At 69.1% G+C, this 15,082-nt stretch carries 14 protein-coding genes and 2 pseudogenes; 6 read left to right on the forward strand and 10 right to left on the reverse strand.

What is annotated here, in order from left to right:
- The first annotated feature begins 67 nt into the window (after positions 1-67).
- The 4 genes from Sm713_RS19780 to Sm713_RS19795 all read left to right on the forward strand — a co-directional run bounded on the left by Sm713_RS19780 (position 68) and on the right by Sm713_RS19795 (position 1,975).
- The gene (locus tag Sm713_RS19780) at positions 68-601 is read left to right on the forward strand and encodes a hypothetical protein (protein ID WP_249416401.1); all 534 of its coding nucleotides are present in this window, start codon (positions 68-70) and stop codon (positions 599-601) included.
- A gap of 192 nt (positions 602-793) precedes the next feature.
- Positions 794-1,294, forward strand: a complete 501-nt coding sequence (locus Sm713_RS19785) for a nitroreductase family deazaflavin-dependent oxidoreductase (protein WP_212910912.1) — start codon at positions 794-796, stop codon at positions 1,292-1,294.
- Positions 1,295-1,522: 228 nt separating this feature from the next.
- Entirely contained in the window at positions 1,523-1,678 is a 156-nt protein-coding gene (locus Sm713_RS19790) for a hypothetical protein (RefSeq protein WP_212910913.1), read from the forward strand.
- Positions 1,679-1,711: 33 nt separating this feature from the next.
- Positions 1,712-1,975, forward strand: a complete 264-nt coding sequence (locus tag Sm713_RS19795) for a hypothetical protein (protein ID WP_212910914.1) — start codon at positions 1,712-1,714, stop codon at positions 1,973-1,975.
- Positions 1,976-2,475: 500 nt separating this feature from the next.
- On the opposite strand, the gene Sm713_RS19800 is transcribed toward Sm713_RS19795, so the two are convergent.
- The 7 genes from Sm713_RS19800 to Sm713_RS19830 all read right to left on the reverse strand — a co-directional run bounded on the left by Sm713_RS19800 (position 2,476) and on the right by Sm713_RS19830 (position 10,582).
- On the reverse strand, positions 2,476-3,009 hold the full coding sequence (locus tag Sm713_RS19800; protein ID WP_212910915.1) for a MarR family winged helix-turn-helix transcriptional regulator: 534 nt from the start codon (positions 3,007-3,009) through the stop codon (positions 2,476-2,478).
- Positions 3,010-3,031: 22 nt separating this feature from the next.
- A complete protein-coding gene (locus Sm713_RS19805; protein WP_212912134.1) occupies positions 3,032-4,069 on the reverse strand; it encodes a PP2C family protein-serine/threonine phosphatase in 1,038 nt (345 codons plus the stop codon).
- 282 nt (positions 4,070-4,351) lie between these two features.
- Complete coding sequence (locus Sm713_RS19810) at positions 4,352-6,109, reverse strand: chloride channel protein (protein WP_249416402.1); 1,758 nt, start codon at positions 6,107-6,109, stop codon at positions 4,352-4,354.
- 309 nt (positions 6,110-6,418) lie between these two features.
- Complete coding sequence (locus Sm713_RS19815) at positions 6,419-7,717, reverse strand: SLC13 family permease (RefSeq protein WP_212910916.1); 1,299 nt, start codon at positions 7,715-7,717, stop codon at positions 6,419-6,421.
- On the reverse strand, positions 7,714-8,955 hold the full coding sequence (locus Sm713_RS19820) for a sodium:proton antiporter (protein WP_212910917.1): 1,242 nt from the start codon (positions 8,953-8,955) through the stop codon (positions 7,714-7,716). The genes Sm713_RS19815 and Sm713_RS19820 overlap by 4 nt, the downstream gene beginning before the upstream one ends.
- A 240-nt stretch (positions 8,956-9,195) precedes the next feature.
- Entirely contained in the window at positions 9,196-9,687 is a 492-nt protein-coding gene (locus Sm713_RS19825; protein ID WP_212910918.1) for a CBS domain-containing protein, read from the reverse strand.
- A 490-nt stretch (positions 9,688-10,177) separates the two neighbouring features.
- Complete coding sequence (locus tag Sm713_RS19830) at positions 10,178-10,582, reverse strand: hypothetical protein (protein ID WP_212910919.1); 405 nt, start codon at positions 10,580-10,582, stop codon at positions 10,178-10,180.
- Between the two features lie 236 nt (positions 10,583-10,818).
- Between Sm713_RS19830 and Sm713_RS19835 the strand changes: the two genes are divergently transcribed.
- Both Sm713_RS19835 and Sm713_RS19840 read left to right on the forward strand, forming a co-directional pair.
- Positions 10,819-11,877 (forward strand): CdaR family transcriptional regulator, encoded by a 1,059-nt coding sequence (locus Sm713_RS19835; protein ID WP_212910920.1) that lies wholly within the window; start codon positions 10,819-10,821, stop codon positions 11,875-11,877.
- A 764-nt stretch (positions 11,878-12,641) separates the two neighbouring features.
- Positions 12,642-12,976, forward strand: a pseudogene (locus Sm713_RS19840) (transposase); the annotation flags it as partial.
- Positions 12,977-13,026: 50 nt separating this feature from the next.
- On the opposite strand, the pseudogene Sm713_RS19845 reads toward Sm713_RS19840, so the two are convergent.
- The 3 genes and pseudogenes from Sm713_RS19845 to Sm713_RS19855 form a co-directional block, all read right to left on the reverse strand.
- A pseudogene (locus Sm713_RS19845) lies at positions 13,027-13,576 on the reverse strand (NAD(P)-binding domain-containing protein); the annotation flags it as partial.
- Positions 13,573-14,691 carry an ACR3 family arsenite efflux transporter gene (gene arsB / locus Sm713_RS19850; protein ID WP_212910921.1) on the reverse strand — a complete coding sequence of 373 codons (1,119 nt, stop codon included), beginning with the start codon at positions 14,689-14,691 and terminating at the stop codon, positions 13,573-13,575. The gene arsB and the pseudogene Sm713_RS19845, both read right to left, overlap by 4 nt.
- Entirely contained in the window at positions 14,688-14,996 is a 309-nt protein-coding gene (locus Sm713_RS19855; protein ID WP_212910922.1) for a helix-turn-helix transcriptional regulator, read from the reverse strand. The genes arsB and Sm713_RS19855 overlap by 4 nt, the downstream gene beginning before the upstream one ends.
- Positions 14,997-15,082: the final 86 nt, after the last annotated feature.

Consider the following 15,082-nt stretch of genomic DNA (forward strand, 5'->3'; position numbering starts at 1 on the left):
CTGCGTACAGACCCGTGGTGGGTGCCCCGCCTGCCGAGCGCAGACCGTAATGTTGCATGATGCAAAGATGAGTGCAGACAGCTTCTCCCACCGCACCTCGCGGGGCGGCCGTGCCTGCAGGACCGTGACGGGCGTGGTCGCGCTGACCGCCCTGCTGGCGGGCTGCGGGCACCCGACGAGCACCTCCGTGCCCGAGCCCTCCGGCGCTGGATCCGGGCCGCGCGGCGGGGTGCACGTCGCGGCGAACGGCGTCGACGTGCGGGTCGGCCGTGCCGTGGCGCATCTGGACCGTTCGGGCTCGGGCAGCCTGTCCATGACGGTCGAGAATTCCGGCAGCGTCGCGGAACACCTGGACATGGTGGGCACACCGGGAGGTGGCAGGGGCACCCTGAGCGGGGGGAGCGGCAGTGGGAACGGGGCTCTGTCGACCGCCGGCATCGCGTTCCTGCCGGGAGGCCGTACCAGCTTCGGTACCGGCCGTGGGCCGCGGATACGCCTCGTGCACAGCCATGGGGTGACGCGGGCGGGGACGCTGCCGATCGTGTTGGAGTTCGCAGTGGTGGGCCTGGTCCATCTCCAAGCCCGGGTGACGCACGGCTGAGCCGCAGGTGCGTCCTGCGCGCCGGGCTTCTCCGGCGGTCGGGCGTGCGCCCCCCTCGGCTGCACCTGGCCTTCCATCGAAGTTTGTTCTGTGCAAAGGTTCGATTCAGTAGGCAGGCTGACGGACTCCGCGAAAGATGTCGAACTCGTGCGGGTGTGGGTCTGTGGGGCATCCGGGAGGGAGAGGGCGAGGATGGCGCACGTACACCCAGAGGGTTGGCGGCCCTCGCGTCCGACCGGTTGGCGCCGGCGTCTGGCGCGCTTGCCGGTCCACTTGTACCGGGTGGGTCTGGGGCCGCTCCTCGGTAAGCGGTTCCTCCTGCTGCACCACACCGGCCGCATCTCGGGGCTGGACCGTACGGTGGTTCTCGAAGTCGTCGCCTTCGATCAGAACGGCCCTGCGTCGTGGACGCTGGCCTCGGGATTCGGGCCGAAAGCGGACTGGTACCAGAACCTGAGGCGTGAGCCGCAGACCACGATCCAGGTCGGCAACCGGTACGTTGCCGTGACGGCGCACTTCCTCGCCGCGGAGGACGGTGGCGCGATCATGGCCCGGTACGCACCGCTGCACCCGCGCGTCGCCGGTCGGCTGTGCGCGTTCATGGGCTTCGAGGTGGACGGCTCGGTGGAGTCGTTCCGCCAGGCTGGTGAGCTGATCCCCTTCGTCCGGTTGGTCGCGGCGCCTGCACAATGAGCGGGGTGCATCGTGAAGTCGCAGTTCACAGGTGGGGTGTGATGGCGAGTCGGATGCTCGTGCCGGTCTGCGGCCGATGACCATGGCGTAGATCCTCGGGCGGGTCCGGCTCTGGCGGGATGCCGGGTTCGGCTGCGCCCATGACCGGCCCCGCCTATGATCCGTCAGCAGGTCGACACGCCGTGAGAACGCGGGAGTGCGCGGGGGGATGCAAACGGCAAGACCTTCATGGTCAAGACGCAGGTCCAGTTCGTGCAGTCCGGTGCGCCGCAGGCGCCCGTGGCGGGTCCCCGGGCCGGGGAGAAGCGGTCCACGAGCACGGATGCAGAAGGCCGCAGGACGGAGACCGTCGAGGTCAGGCCGTCCGTGCCGCCCGCGCACTGACCTGACGGACACGCGGGAGAAGAAGGGCACCGTATGAGCAGGGTGCTGGAAGCGGTGTGTGCGCTGACCGTGGGCGTCCTCGTTGCGCTCCTTGTATGGGGTGCTGACCCTGGCGCCGTGCGGGTGGCGTGGCGGGAGGGCGAGCTGAGCGGTGTGACGGTCGTGTTCGTGGCGGCGTGTGCGCTGTGGCTGGTGCTGTGGCGCAGGCGTACCGGGCGCGGCCGGCTGGCATGGCCGCTCGTGGTGCTGCTGTGCGGTGCTGCTGTTGCGTTGGTCGTGGCGGCCATGGCCGGTTGACCGGCGCAGGCAGGCAGGTGGGGCTTCCCGTTCTTGTCGGCGGGGAGCCCCGCTGGCGTTTTCGGGCCAGGGCTGCTGTTAAGGATCTTGGCAGGAGCGGCAAGGGATCCCGTGCGTCACGGCTGCTGTATCGCCGGCCTGGTCCGATTCCGGTGCGTCACATCTGCGATGACAAGGCCGCCCGCTGCCGGCCCCTGAGGCGAGGCCGGAGGCCGTCCAGTACGGCACTGGCGGCCGTCCGGGCGTCCGGCGAGCACGGCTTTGCCCACCTCAGGAACTGGCGCGTCGTCGGCAAGGTGCGCACCGCCCCCGCCTGGGCGACCGCACTGGTCAGGGCCTTGCGAGTCCTCACGAACCACCAAGTCGCCTGATGACCGACACCAAAGCCACCTGGCGACGACTTGCACGAGCATCCCGATGCCCACGCACACCAGCCCCGTGTCCAGCAACTTCAGCTTGAACACCTCCCAATGACCCCGTGGGGGTGCGAAGGGCGTTTATTAGCTACGCGTTTCCTGGGCCTGGCCGTCGGTCCAGCCCAGGGGATAGAGGACTCTCTCGGTCTCGGTCACCTTGGGCTCGCCGCCGGCCTGGTTGAAGGCGGTGAGTGCCTCGACCATCGCGGTGCGCTGCTCGGGGAGCATCCGCGCGACGACGGCGGCGATCTCGGCGCGGCGCCGGGCCGTGACCTCGTCGACCAGCCGGGCGCCGTCATCGGTGACGCGCAGTACCGTCTCGCGGCGGTTGGCGGGGTTGACCTGCCGGTCGGCCAGGCCCGAGGCGATCAGCCGGTCCATCATGCGCATGGCGGTGGAGGGGTTCACACCCAGTCGGTCGGCCAAGGCGACCAGTTTCGCCGGCCCGTGCGTCGACAGCACCACGAGCAGCCGGAATTGCGGCAGGGTGACCCGGTCCTCGGCGGTCGCCAGCGACCGTGCCGAGACTGCCACCAGGAGCCGGGATGCGGTGAGCACCGCCTGCGTCACGGCGTCGACGTCGTCCACAGGCTCAGGCGCCTGCTCGCGCTCAGTCATGACTCCTTTTTACCCGCACCGGTCAGGAACCGGTAAATCCCTCGTCCCGTTTGCTGCCGTCCGGCTCGTGGCGCAGCAGCAGCATGGCGGCGTCGTCGCGGAACGGACCCGCGATGTGGCGTTGCAGGTCTGCCTTGAGCCGGGCGAGGGCGGCGGACGGGTCGGCGTCATCCAGGAGCCCCGCGCGGGCCCCGAGCGGGTAGAAGGCGCCGTGCCTGTCGCGGGCCTCGGTCACCCCGTCCGTGTAGAGCAGGATCTGGTCGCCGGGCCCGAAGCGCACCGTGAACGGCGCGGGCCCCTCGGCCCCGTGGGCCGCGAGGCCGAGGGGGAGAGCGAAGCGGACGGGTTCGGGAAACTCCACACTGCCGTCGGCCCTCACCACCATGGGAGCCGGATGCCCGTAGTTGAGGAAGAGGGCCCCGCCTGCGGGGGACAGTTCGGCGATCACGGCGGTCACGAACTTCTCGTCGTGCGGTTCCCTGGCCATGGCGCGTTCCACCCGCTGGCCGACCGTGACGATGTCCTTCTCGTCGTGGGCCGCCTCGCGGAACGCGCCGAGCGCGACGGCGGCCCTTCCGACGGCTTCCAGCCCCTTGCCCTGGACGTCTCCGACGATGACGCGCACGCCGTGGGGCGTGATCACGACCTCGTAGAGATCGCCGCCGACCCGTGCCTCGGCGGTCGCGGAGGTGTAGGTGACCGAGGCCCGTAGGTGGCCGGCGGCGGCAGGCACAGGTCTCAGCAGAACTCGTTGGGCGGCCTCGGCGACACTGCGGACACTCGCCAGCTCGGCCTCGTGCCGGCGGCGCGCGACTCCCGCGAGCGTCCCCGCCACGGTGACCCCCGCGACCGAGCCGATGGCCGTGAAACCGCGCCGGGACTGCAGCAGCCCGTCGTAGTACCCGAGCACACAGCACAGGGCGAGCGCCACGGCACCGAGGACAGCGGTACGCCGCCATCCTCCGGCGAGTCCGGCGAAAGCGGGTCCGAGAGAGATGAGGGGGAGGAAACCCGTTCCGGGGCCGGTGGCGAGGTCGACGGCCGCGACGAGCGCCATCATGCCCGGCGGGAGCAGTCGCAGGGCCAGCACCGCGGCTCCTGTCGCCCGTCGCTCCCGAGCGTCCGGGGCCGGGGTGTGCGGTTCCCGTCGAGCCGGTGCCCTGGACAGCCAGGTCGTTCTTTCCACCAACAACACCCGCCTCCCCTTTATGACGGCCCCTGCACTTCCTTCGGCGCGTAGGCGATGTCCGCGACCGGTGTCGGCGCGCCGTGAATGCCGCACACTACTCAACCGATCTGTGTGCAGGGGGCGAGAGCCGGCCGGGTACGGGACCGCATCAGGTCAGGGGTGGTGGCCCGTGGCGGATGCCGGCCTGATGGGCCTCTCCGTGTTCGTGCGGTGCAGAGCGTGCAGCACGGACTGGTGGGTGACCCAGCCGACGAGCCGGCTCCGGTCCTCGTCCACGACGGGCAGTCCCGCGCCTTCGGCGGCCATCAGGGCCGAGAGCGCCTCGTCGAGGTCGGTCTCCGTCGTGATGGGCCGGGGCAGGTGGACGACATCGCTGACGGTGAGCATCGCGTCGGCCGTGTCAGCGAGGGTCTCTGCAGCCGAGCGCGCGGTGACCGTGCCCAGATAGGCACCGGACGCGTCGAGGACGGGCAGGACCCCGTGCGGCGCGCGCACCAGCGCGTCCGCTGCGGTGGCCAGCGGCATGGTGCCGACGAGTGGGTCGGGGACGGGCTCCATGACCGTTTGCACGGTGGCCCCCGCGAACGGCGAGCGTGGTGGGCCCTCGCCGAGGTCGACGCCCCGTCGGCTGAGTTTGAGGGTGTAGATCGTGTCCCGGGAGAGCAGCTTGCTCACGCCCGTGGCCAGGGCGATGGCGGCCATCAGCGGCAGGATGATCGAGTACTCGCCGGTGAGCTCGAACATGATGATCACAGCCGTGATGGGTGCACGTGCGGCGCCGGCGAAGACCGCCCCCATGCCGATCAGGCCGTAGGCTCCAACCGGGCCTGCCGTGCCGGGCAGCACCTGGTGGAGGACGTTGCCGTACCCCGCGCCGAGCATGGCCCCCATGAAGAGCGACGGGGCGAAGACACCGCCCGAACCCCCGATGCCGATGGTCAGACTGGTCGCCGCGATCTTGCCCACCAGCAGGACCAGCAGCAGTCCGGTGGCGTAGGCACCGCCCACCGCGTCCTCCAGTACCGGATAACCGACGCCGTACATCTGGGGAAGCAGCAGCAGCAAGCCGCCCAGCAGCAGTCCGCCCACCGCCGGCCTCGCCCACTCCGGGCCCCGCCACGCGGCGTCGCAGCCGTCCTCGACCAGGTACAGGATCCGTGTGAACACCACGCCGACCGCGCCCGCGAGGACCCCGAGCAGGGCGAAGAGCAGGTACTCCGTCAGGTGGTGGACCGTGAAGGAGGGCAGGGCCAGGAACGGGGTGTTGCCGAACGCGGCTCTGCCGATCACGGACGAGGTCACCGACGCGAGGACCACCATGCCGAAGGATTCCGCGGCGAAGTCCCGCAGGATCAGCTCCATCGCGAAGAAGACCCCGGCCAGCGGCGCGTTGAAGGTAGCCGCGATGCCGGCAGCGGCGCCGCAGGCCACGAGGATCCGCATCCGGTCCTCCGCCACCCTGAGCAGCCTGCCGACCGTCGAGCCCAGGGCCGAGCCGATCTGCACGATCGGCCCCTCACGGCCCACCGAGCCGCCCCCGCCTATACACAGGGCGGAGGCCAGCGACTTCACCACGGCCACCCGTCCTGCGATGTGCCCACCGCGCCGGGCCACCGCGAACATGACCTCCGGTACCCCGTGGCCCCGTGCCTCTCGCGCGAACCGGTACACCAGCGGGCCGTACACCAGCCCCGCGAGCACGGGCGCCACCAGGACGAACCAGCGGCCCAACCATGGCACATGGGGGTTCACCGCATGGCCGGCCGCCGCGTAGTCGGCGTGGCCCGACAGCAGGCGGGTGAAGGTCTGGATCAGCCACCGGAAGACGATGGCGCCCGCTCCCGCCCCGGCCCCCACGACCACGGCCAGCAAGGGCAGGCCCCCGGTGGCACCGCGCAGGAACGCACCCACCCAGGGTAGGCCGCGACGGACAAGGGGCCTGGGAGCCGAAGGGTCAGCACTGATGAAGGACACTCTTGCATTATGCAATATAAACTATTGCATTACGCAAGGGTACCTCTCTGTCCCTCGCAGGGTTCCCTCGATCGGATGTGTCCCAACCTCCGCTGTCGAGCCGGTACCGGCTCACCCCAGACGCGGGCTGCCGCCACCCCTGTGGATTGCGCAACGTGACACGGGCCGGCCTGCGGGTTCGGCGGCAGGTGCCAGTTGGTCAGCGGCTGATGCCGCGGGAGATCCGCGGGCTCCGGACGCGGAGTGTCACGTGAGCGCGAAGTAGCGCAGCCATACGTAGGCCAGCGAGATGACTACGGTCGCGGCGGTGACGATGAGGCCGTACTTGGTGAACTCCCAGAACGAGATCGGCTGGCGGTTGCGTTCGGCGATGCCGAGGACGACGACATTGGCGGAGGCGCCGATGGCGGTGGCGTTGCCGCCGAGGTCGGCGCCGAGGGCGAGGGCCCACCACAGGACGTGGTCGCCGGAGCCGCCCATGTTGTGGACCAGGTCGCTGGTGATGGGGGCCATGGTGGCGACGTAGGGAATGTTGTCGACGATGCCGGACAGCACGGCGGAGCCGCCGAGCAGGGTCAGGGAGCCGCCGAGTTCGTTGCCGCCGATCACGTCCGCGAGGTAGTGCGAGATCTTGCCGACGACGCCGGTGTCGATGAGGCCGCCGATCATGACGAACAGTCCGGCGAAGAAGGCGAGCGTGGGCCATTCGACCTCGGCCAGCACATCGTTCGTCTCGACGGCGGAGACGGCGATGAGCAGGCCGGCGCCCAGGAGCGCGACGATGCTGGGTTCGTAGTGCAGCACTGGATGCAGGACGAAGCCGGCCACCACCAGGGTCAGGACGATGAGGCCCTGTACGAGTAGGCGGGGGTCCTTGATCGCTTCGCGCTCCTCCAGCGCCATGATCTCGGCGGCGCGGTCGCCGTCGTATCGGAAGGATGTGCGGAACATCACCCTGCACAACAGGAGCAGGGTGATCACCAGTACCACCGCGAGCGGGGCGAGGTGGTCGAGGAAGTCGTTGAAGGTCAGGCCCGCGCGGCTGGCGATGATGATGTTGGGCGGGTCTCCGACCAGGGTCGCCGTGCCCCCGATGTTGGAGGCGAACACCTCCGCTGTCAGGAACGGAGCGGCGGGAAGCGCGAGGCGCTCGCAGACCAGCAGGGTCACCGGCGCGATCAGCAGAACGGTGGTGACGTTGTCGAGCAGGGCAGAGGCGACGGCGGTGATGACGACCAGCATGGCCATGACCCGGGACGGTCTTGCACGGGCTCGCTTGACGGCCCAGATGGCCAGGTATTCGAACATGCCTGTCTTCTTCAGCACGCCGACGATCACCATCATCCCCAGCAAGAGGAAGATGACGTTCCAGTCGATGCCGGAGTCCTGGGAGTAGAACGCCGAGACGTCGTCGGTCGCCCCGATCGCGAGCATGAGCCCCGCACCGCCGAGGGCGACGGCGACGCGGTGGATCTTCTCGCTGATGATCAGGACGTACGCGCCGACGAATACGACGATCGCGGCCCAGCTATGCCAGTCGTTCACGGTCCTCCGATTCCTTCGCTGCTGTCTACGACGGCGGGCCTTGCGTCCGTGCCCTCTGAAATGCCGGCGAGTTCGTCGACGTGGAACGCTCGGGCGATGGGCACGTCTGTGGAGCTGTGGGCGACGATGGAGAACGCGATGCAGACGGCGATCAGCGTGAAGGCCTGCTGCGCGTGTGGGATGCCGGACTGCAGGACGAGCAGTCCGTACACCACAGAGGCGAAGCCCTTCGGGCCGAACCACGCGGCGACCAGCTTCTCCCTGCGCGAGAGTCGGGTGCCGAGCAGCGACAGCAGCAGCGACGCCGGCCGGATCAGGAAGATCGCCAGGAGCACGGCTCCGTAGCCCCCAAGGGGCAGGCTGCCGAACAGGTGGGGGGTCAGCAGTGCGCCGAAGACGAGCAGCGCGGCGAACTTGGTCAGCTCCGCCAGCGCCTCGCCCAGCGACTCGAAGGAGATCCTCGCCTCCGGCATGACGTACGCGATGGTCGCACCCGCCGTGAAGGCGGCCAGGTAAGGGTTGGCGTGGGTGAGGTGGCACAGGGCGTACAGGACGATTCCCGTCGCCAGCGGAAGAAGCGGTTGGAGCTTGGCCTCCGCGCCCAGCAGCGGGAACCGTACGAGACCGCTTACCAGCAGGGGCAGCACGACGCCGAAGACCAGGCCCAGCAGCAGTTCCGACCCGATCTTTCCCGGTGAGGCTTCCGCGCTCCCGCTGGTCGGTCCGGCGGCGGCGATCAGCACGAGGACGACCGGCAGCGCGAGTCCGTCGTTGACGCCGCTCTCGACGTTCAGCAGGTGGCGGAGCTTGGCCGGCACTTCGGTACGGCCGACGATCGCCGAGGCGAACACCGGGTCGGTGGGTGCCAGCACCGCACCCACCAGGAAGGAGGTCGTCCAGTCCAGACCCACCAGGTAGCGGGTGACGAGGGCCATGAAGACGAAGGCGAGAGGCATGCCGAGGCCGAGGGCCCGCGCCGGGTTCCGCCAGTTCGCGCGCAGTTTCGGCAGGGAAACGTGCATGCCGTCGGTGAACAGCACCGCGAACAGGGCCAGGTCGGCCGTCGCCGACACGATCTCGCTGTCCGGCGTGATGTGGATCAAGCCGAGGAAACCGTCACTGACGAGCGCACCACCCACCAGGAAGAGGAAGGAGGTGGAAAGTACCGTGCGCGCCGCCAGGCCCGACAGCAGCACGGCCACCAGCAGAGCAACACCGAACACCGCCACCAGCACCATGCCGCAACCCCGATCGGAGAGAGAGCTGTCTTCTGCTCGCCGACCAGGCTTCCCGGCACACCGCAAGGAAACTTACATGTCCTTGACGCTGCTTTGATAGGTTCTTAGCGGGCACATCGGAAGCGCGGAGATTGCCGGGTTCCGGCATTGAAGGGGCAGTGTTCGCAGCGATTCCACCGTCGGCGGCACAGCCGGGGGTGCGCCTGCCGCTCGGTGCTCGGTGCGCTGTGACAGTGGTGCTCAGCGCGCCGTGGCAGCCAGAAGGCGCTCCAGGAGGTGGGAGGCGGTGATCACGCCGAGCAGACGTGAACCGGATGTGCCGGTCTGCTCTGCCCTGTCGGGTACATCCCGCTCCACCACGGCCACCAGCGGGCTGCGGACCTGCGCCATCTGCGCCGCGATCTCCAGCGCGGTGTCGTCCGGCGCGGCCACAACGGGCGGCGGAGCACTCTTGGACAGGCAGTCGCGCACCTTGAGTCCTGCCAGAGCGTCGCACAGGCGGTCCGCATGGCGTTCGTCGATGATGGCCGCGAGGGTCGGATCCTCGATGACATACCCGGGAACGAGAAGCTTGATCATCTGCGAAGCCGGCAGGATGGCCTTCGGTACCCCGTGCCCGTCGACCACCAGCAGCGCGGGCAGACGACGCTCGGCCATCAGCCGCGCGGCGTCCAAGGCGTCGCTGTCGAGCCCGACCGTCTCGTACTCCACTGCCAAGTCTCGTGCACGCACGCCCGGCTCCCGTCCCGCTTCCGGCGAACTCCCGATCCGCCATGCTGCGCGCTACCGGAAACGGGACCCACAACGGACACGATACCGCCGGCCGCGCCAGCGGCACCGTTTCCCTTCGTGCGGCCCCCGGTCACTCAGCGTCGCGCAGGAACCGGTTGGCGTAGGCCCTGGCACGGCGCCGGTTCTCGCGCAGGCGCGGTGGCGGCGGCCGTGATGTGCGGGCTCTCCGGGTTCGTCACCATGCGACGCCGGTCGCGGCGGACCGGCGTCGGGCAGGGGTGCCCGGGGTGCAAGCGGGCTGTGCCGGGCGGCTACCGGGCACCGCTTTTCGCGGGCGAGGTCGGTCGAGTGGGCATGGGTGGGGCTGTCCGGCATGGTCAAGACGGCGGGTGTGAAGAGGGCGGCGGACAGGCAGGCAGCGGCGAGCGCGCCGATGAGATCGGTGCCGTGCGTCCCTCAGGACGCCGTGCGCCGTGGGGCGAAGAGTGGCTCAGGCGGACCTGTCGTGAGCCGTAGGACGCCTGGAGACGGTGTCAGTGGAGAAGACACGGCGGAGTGGTAGGACGGCCAAGCATGTCAGGCGCCGGGCGGCGAACAGCGCGGTGGCCGACACCACGACCCGCAGAACCGCGGCGGTTGCTCCCGCGGGCAGCCAGGCGGAGAGCAGCAGCGTCAGGCCGAGCCCGAGGCCCCAAGCGAGCACCGTGAACAGGGAGAATGCGACCGACACCGGGACTCCGGCCATGCCCCAGGCTTCGAGGTCGATATCTCCGTCGAAGCTGTCCACGGCCACGATTCGGAGGGCGGCCAGCAGCCAGAAGCAGAGGACAATCACGAGGGCCGCGGTGAAGAGGATCACAGGGAAACCGGTGGCGGACTCCACATATTTCCACATTTCGGGCCTCCTGTCCTGGACGCGACACATAGGACGCCGCGTTGCCTACTCGGGGCCCTCGGCGGCAAGGGGTGCCGGCGTGCGGCTTCGAAGCCGTTCATGAAGCTCCCACGCATCAGGGTGCCCCTGGGAAGCTGGGCCCCGCATTGCTGGCTCCCGGCAGCGTTTCCTCGGGTCTCGATGCCGGTGAGCCGCTAAGAACCCGTCACCAGAACATCAAGATTACGGTGGGGGATGTGACTAGTGCTGACATCCCTGACAGCTATCTGGACGGCTACGTTCGACTCCTGGCCGAGGTGTCGGCGACGGGCCGGCACCTGACGCGCCAGGAGGTCGACTACCAGCGGACCTTGGGCGAACAGTCGGCAGAGGCCGGCTATGGGCTTCGCTCTCTGATCAGCGCACACCTTTCCGCGACACGCACTGCCTGGCCCCGGGATCCCGGCGCGGCGGACCGTACGCTCGCGGCCGTGCAACAGGCCATAGATGCCTTCGCCGAAGGCTACGAAAACGCCCAGCGGCTGGCCGTCCGCCAGGAGGAGGCCGCACGACGGGAGTTCATCGACGACCTTCTCCACGGCCGCAGCGACTTGGGCCACCTGGCTGAGCGCGCCGAACGCTTCGGGCTGCACCTCTCCCACGCCCACGCAGTCGCCGTCGCACAGGGGCCCACCGGGTACGACGAGGGCAGCGCGGTGCCCAGGCAGGTGGAGCAGGCTCTCACCACCCGCTTCGGCAACCGCAATGTGCTGCTCACCACCAAGGACGGACGGCTGGTGTGCGTCGCTGCCGGCCCGGAGACGGGGATCCTCTCCTACTTCGCGAAGCAGGCGCACGCCGCGACGGACGGAGGCCGCGTAGCCATCGGCCGCTCACAACCGGGCCCAGGAGGAGTGGTCCAGTCGTACGAGGAGGCCTTGAGCGCTCTGGAGATGGCCGAGCGCCTCGGACTCGACGACCCCGTCCTGCGCACGGCCGACCTGCTCGTCTACCCGGTCCTGACAAGGGATCGCCAGGCCATGGCCGACCTCGTGTCGAGCACACTCGGCCCGCTCACCACGGCCCGTGGCGGCGCTCAGCCCCTCCTCGACACGCTCACCGCATACTTCGACTCCGGCTGCGTCGCCGCCGAGGCTGCCCGCCGCCTCTCACTCAGCGTGCGGGCCATGACCTACCGACTGGAGCGCATCCACAAGCTCACGGGCGCCAACCCTGCCGAACCCGCCCACCGCTACATGCTCCAGACCGCCGTCATCGGCGCCCGCCTGCTGGACTGGCCCGCAAAGGACCGCTGACCGCGGATCCGATCACCAGTCCCTTTCCCTACTCCCGCCTGCTCCCGTTGTGAGGCGGGAAGCGTCCGGGCCGGCGCCTCCGGCGCCACGCATGGAGCAGAACCCGTGTCGCCGTCCAGGCCAGCGCCAGGGAACAGACAAGAACAACCGTGCTCAGTACGCCGTACACGACCCTGCCCGCATCGGCACGGCGCAGCAGCAGGGAGCCAGCGAGACTGAAGAGCCAGGCGAGGGCGAGCACGATAGATGCCGTCGCAAGCACCGGAATGCGTCTCACGCCCAGCCCGTCAGCGTGCTGGTGGAATCCGAAGCCGGGCCGCTGGGACGGATTCAGCAGAACCAGCAGCCAAAATCCGACGAGCACGACGAGTACGGGAGTGAAGACAACCGAGGGAAAGGAGACCACCGCGTCGGCCAACTCCGTTATGGCGCACCTCCTGTCACGTCCGCTGGTGTGGATGTTCCAGCTTGGGTTCAGCCCTCGGCGGCCCATTCTGACATGGGGTCCCAGCCGATCGCCGCTTTCCAGCCCGAGTCCTTGCCTCTGCTCACTGAGGCCCGCGACTGCTCGTGCCGATGTGTTCTTGTTCATTCAGAACATCCGCGACCGGCCCCGCCTGGGCAAACGCCCCGTCTTGAGGTACCTCACACTCATCGGAGAGGGAGTGTAAAAGTAACGGCGGATCCGACGATCAAGGAAGACGTCAAGCGATCGATCAGAGGTTGGGTTGGAGTCGGCCGGTGCCGACGGTCAGGTGGCTGGGATGCTGGCCTCCAGCGACGCGCAGTTGATCGCGATGCTGGTGGACCGGGCCCGGAGCGAGGGTCTCCGGCTCAGTGGTGAGGGTGGGCTGCTGCAGCAGCTGACGAAATGGGTGCTGGACTTCGCCCTGGAGGGCGAGATCGCCGATCATCTCGGCTATGAGAAGCACGAGCCGCCCGGTCGGAGCAGCGGCAACAGCCGCAATGGCACGCGGTCCAAGACCGTGCTGATGTCGGCCCGGTCGAAGTCGAGGTGCCCCGGGACGTGTCCGGCACGTTCGAGCCGCAGATCGTCAAGAAGCGGCAGCGGCCCCTGACTGGTGTGGACGAGATGGTAGCTGTCGCTGTGGCCGCCCAGCTCCACCGCGACTGACCGTAGCCAGACCGTAGGGCGCGGCCGTCGATGTCGTCGGCGAGGAACCGTGGCGGGTGCTGGGTCACCCAGGTCACGTCGACGTGGCCGTGCAGGGCGAGGTCGGCGGCGATCTGGGCGCCGGAGTTGGCGACGCCGACCACGATGAGGCGCTGGCTGGAGAAGTCGGCCGGACGGCGGTAGTTCACCGTGTGGAGCTGCCGCCCGGCAAAGACGGATCAGCCGGGGACGGCGGGCAGGAAGGGCCGCGACCAGCCGCCGGTGGCGCTGATGACCGCGCGGGCCCGCCAGATGCCCGCGTCGGTCTCGACCAGGAGATGGCCTTCGTCGCGGTGTACGGCGTTCACGCGGGTGCCGTGCTGGACGGGCATGAGCCGGCCCGGCAGTGAGGAGTACTCCGCCGGGGAGAACAGGTGCAGGGAGTCCCACATGTGCTGCCAGGCCCCGCCCGGGGCCGTGCCGGCGTCCAGGATGGTGAAGTCGAGTTTCTGGCGGCAGGTGGCAGCCGGCGGCGAGCCCAGCCTGGCATCCGCCGACCACCACTACATCCGTGTGCTGCGTCACGGGGCCGTCGTCACCGCGCTGGGGGTGAACTTCTTGCGCCAGGCGAGCGCGACGTAGACCAGGCCGATCAGCACCGGGACTTCGATGAGCGGGCCGACGACGCCGGACAGGGCCTGGCCGGAGGTGACGCCGAAGGTGGCGATGGCGACCGCGATGGCCAGCTCGAAGTTGTTGCCCGCGGCGGTGAAGGCGAGGGTCGCGGTGCGGTCGTAGGCCAGGTGGAGGCCCTTGCCGAGGAGGAATGCGCCGAAGAACATGACGGCGAAGTACACCAGTAGCGGCAGCGCGATGCGGGCGACGTCCAGCGGCTGTGAAGTGATCGTCTTTCCCTGCAGGGCGAACAGGATGACGATCGTGAACAGCAGCCCGTACAGCGCCCACGGCCCGATCTTCGGAAGGAACGTCGCCTCGTAGTGGGCGCGGCCGAGCTTGTGTTCGCCGATGCGGCGGGTGAGGAAGCCGGCCAGCAGCGGGATGCCGAGGAAGATGATGACGTTCAGCGCGATGTGCCACACGGACACGTCCAGGCCTTGGCCGTCGCCGAGGTTCATCCAGCGGGGCAGCAGATCGAGGTAGAACCAGCCCAGCAGGCCGAACGCGATCACCTGGAACACCGAGTTCAACGCGACCAGGACGGCCGCGGCCTCGCGGTCGCCGCAGGCGAGGTCGTTCCAGATGATGACCATCGCGATGCAGCGGGCCAGGCCGACGATGATCAGGCCGGTGCGGTACTCGGGAAGGTTCGGCAGGAAGGTCCACGCCAGCGCGAACATCACCGCCGGTCCGACGATCCAGTTGATGACCAGCGAGGACGCCATCAGCTTCTTGTCGCCGGTGACGCGGTCGAGCTTGTCGTAGCGCACCTTGGCCAGGACCGGGTACATCATCACGAGCAGGCCGAGCGCGATCGGCAGGGAGATCCCGCCGACCTCGATCTTGGCGAGTGCGTCGTTCATCCCCGGGATCAGGCGCCCCAGGCCCAGGCCGATGGCCATGGCCAGTGCGATCCACACCGCGAGGTAGCGGTCGAGCGTGGAGAGCTTTTTGACGATCGAGTCGTCCCCGGGCCCATCGGCGCTCTGGGTGCGGGAGGTGGTGGGCTCGGTGGAGGTCACGGGCAGGCCCTCTTGTTCTCGGCGGCGGTGCGGGCGGAGGCGGCGAGTTCGGCGAACTGCTCGGACAGGCCGGCCAGGACCTCGGGCTTGAGTTTGTAGTAGGTGAAGCGGCCGCACGGCTCGGTCTCCACGAGCCCGGCCGCCCGCAGCACCTTCATGTGGTTGGAGAGGTTGGTCTGCTTGGCTCCGGTCTCCTCGACCAGGTGCGTCGTGCAGAGCGTCTCGCGCGCAAGCAGGGTCACGATCTTCAGGCGGAGCGGATCGCCCAACACCCGGATCACATCAGCATCGACTGAAGTCAGCATGCACTGATACTGTCATATCATCGTCCGCTGATACCAGCGGGGGCTGAAGTCATTGGCGGCTGGGTTCCGCCATGCGACGAGAGAGA

The sequence above is a fragment of the Streptomyces sp. TS71-3 genome, assembly GCF_018327685.1.
In the GTDB taxonomy this organism is placed as follows: domain Bacteria; phylum Actinomycetota; class Actinomycetes; order Streptomycetales; family Streptomycetaceae; genus Streptomyces.

Excerpts from the sequence above, each read along its gene's own strand:
- Sm713_RS19820 (WP_212910917.1), bottom strand. The coding sequence starts at position 8,955 with ATGGTGCTGGTGGCGGTGTTCGGTGTTGCTCTGCTGGTGGCCGTGCTG.
- Sm713_RS19780 (WP_249416401.1), top strand. The coding sequence starts at position 68 with ATGAGTGCAGACAGCTTCTCCCACCGCACCTCGCGGGGCGGCCGTGCC.
- Sm713_RS19855 (WP_212910922.1), bottom strand. The coding sequence starts at position 14,996 with ATGCTGACTTCAGTCGATGCTGATGTGATCCGGGTGTTGGGCGATCCG.
- Sm713_RS19790 (WP_212910913.1), top strand. The coding sequence starts at position 1,523 with ATGGTCAAGACGCAGGTCCAGTTCGTGCAGTCCGGTGCGCCGCAGGCG.
- Sm713_RS19830 (WP_212910919.1), bottom strand. The coding sequence starts at position 10,582 with ATGTGGAAATATGTGGAGTCCGCCACCGGTTTCCCTGTGATCCTCTTC.
- Sm713_RS19785 (WP_212910912.1), top strand. The coding sequence starts at position 794 with ATGGCGCACGTACACCCAGAGGGTTGGCGGCCCTCGCGTCCGACCGGT.
- Sm713_RS19800 (WP_212910915.1), bottom strand. The coding sequence starts at position 3,009 with ATGACTGAGCGCGAGCAGGCGCCTGAGCCTGTGGACGACGTCGACGCC.
- Sm713_RS19805 (WP_212912134.1), bottom strand. The coding sequence starts at position 4,069 with ATGATGGCGCTCGTCGCGGCCGTCGACCTCGCCACCGGCCCCGGAACG.
- Sm713_RS19795 (WP_212910914.1), top strand. The coding sequence starts at position 1,712 with ATGAGCAGGGTGCTGGAAGCGGTGTGTGCGCTGACCGTGGGCGTCCTC.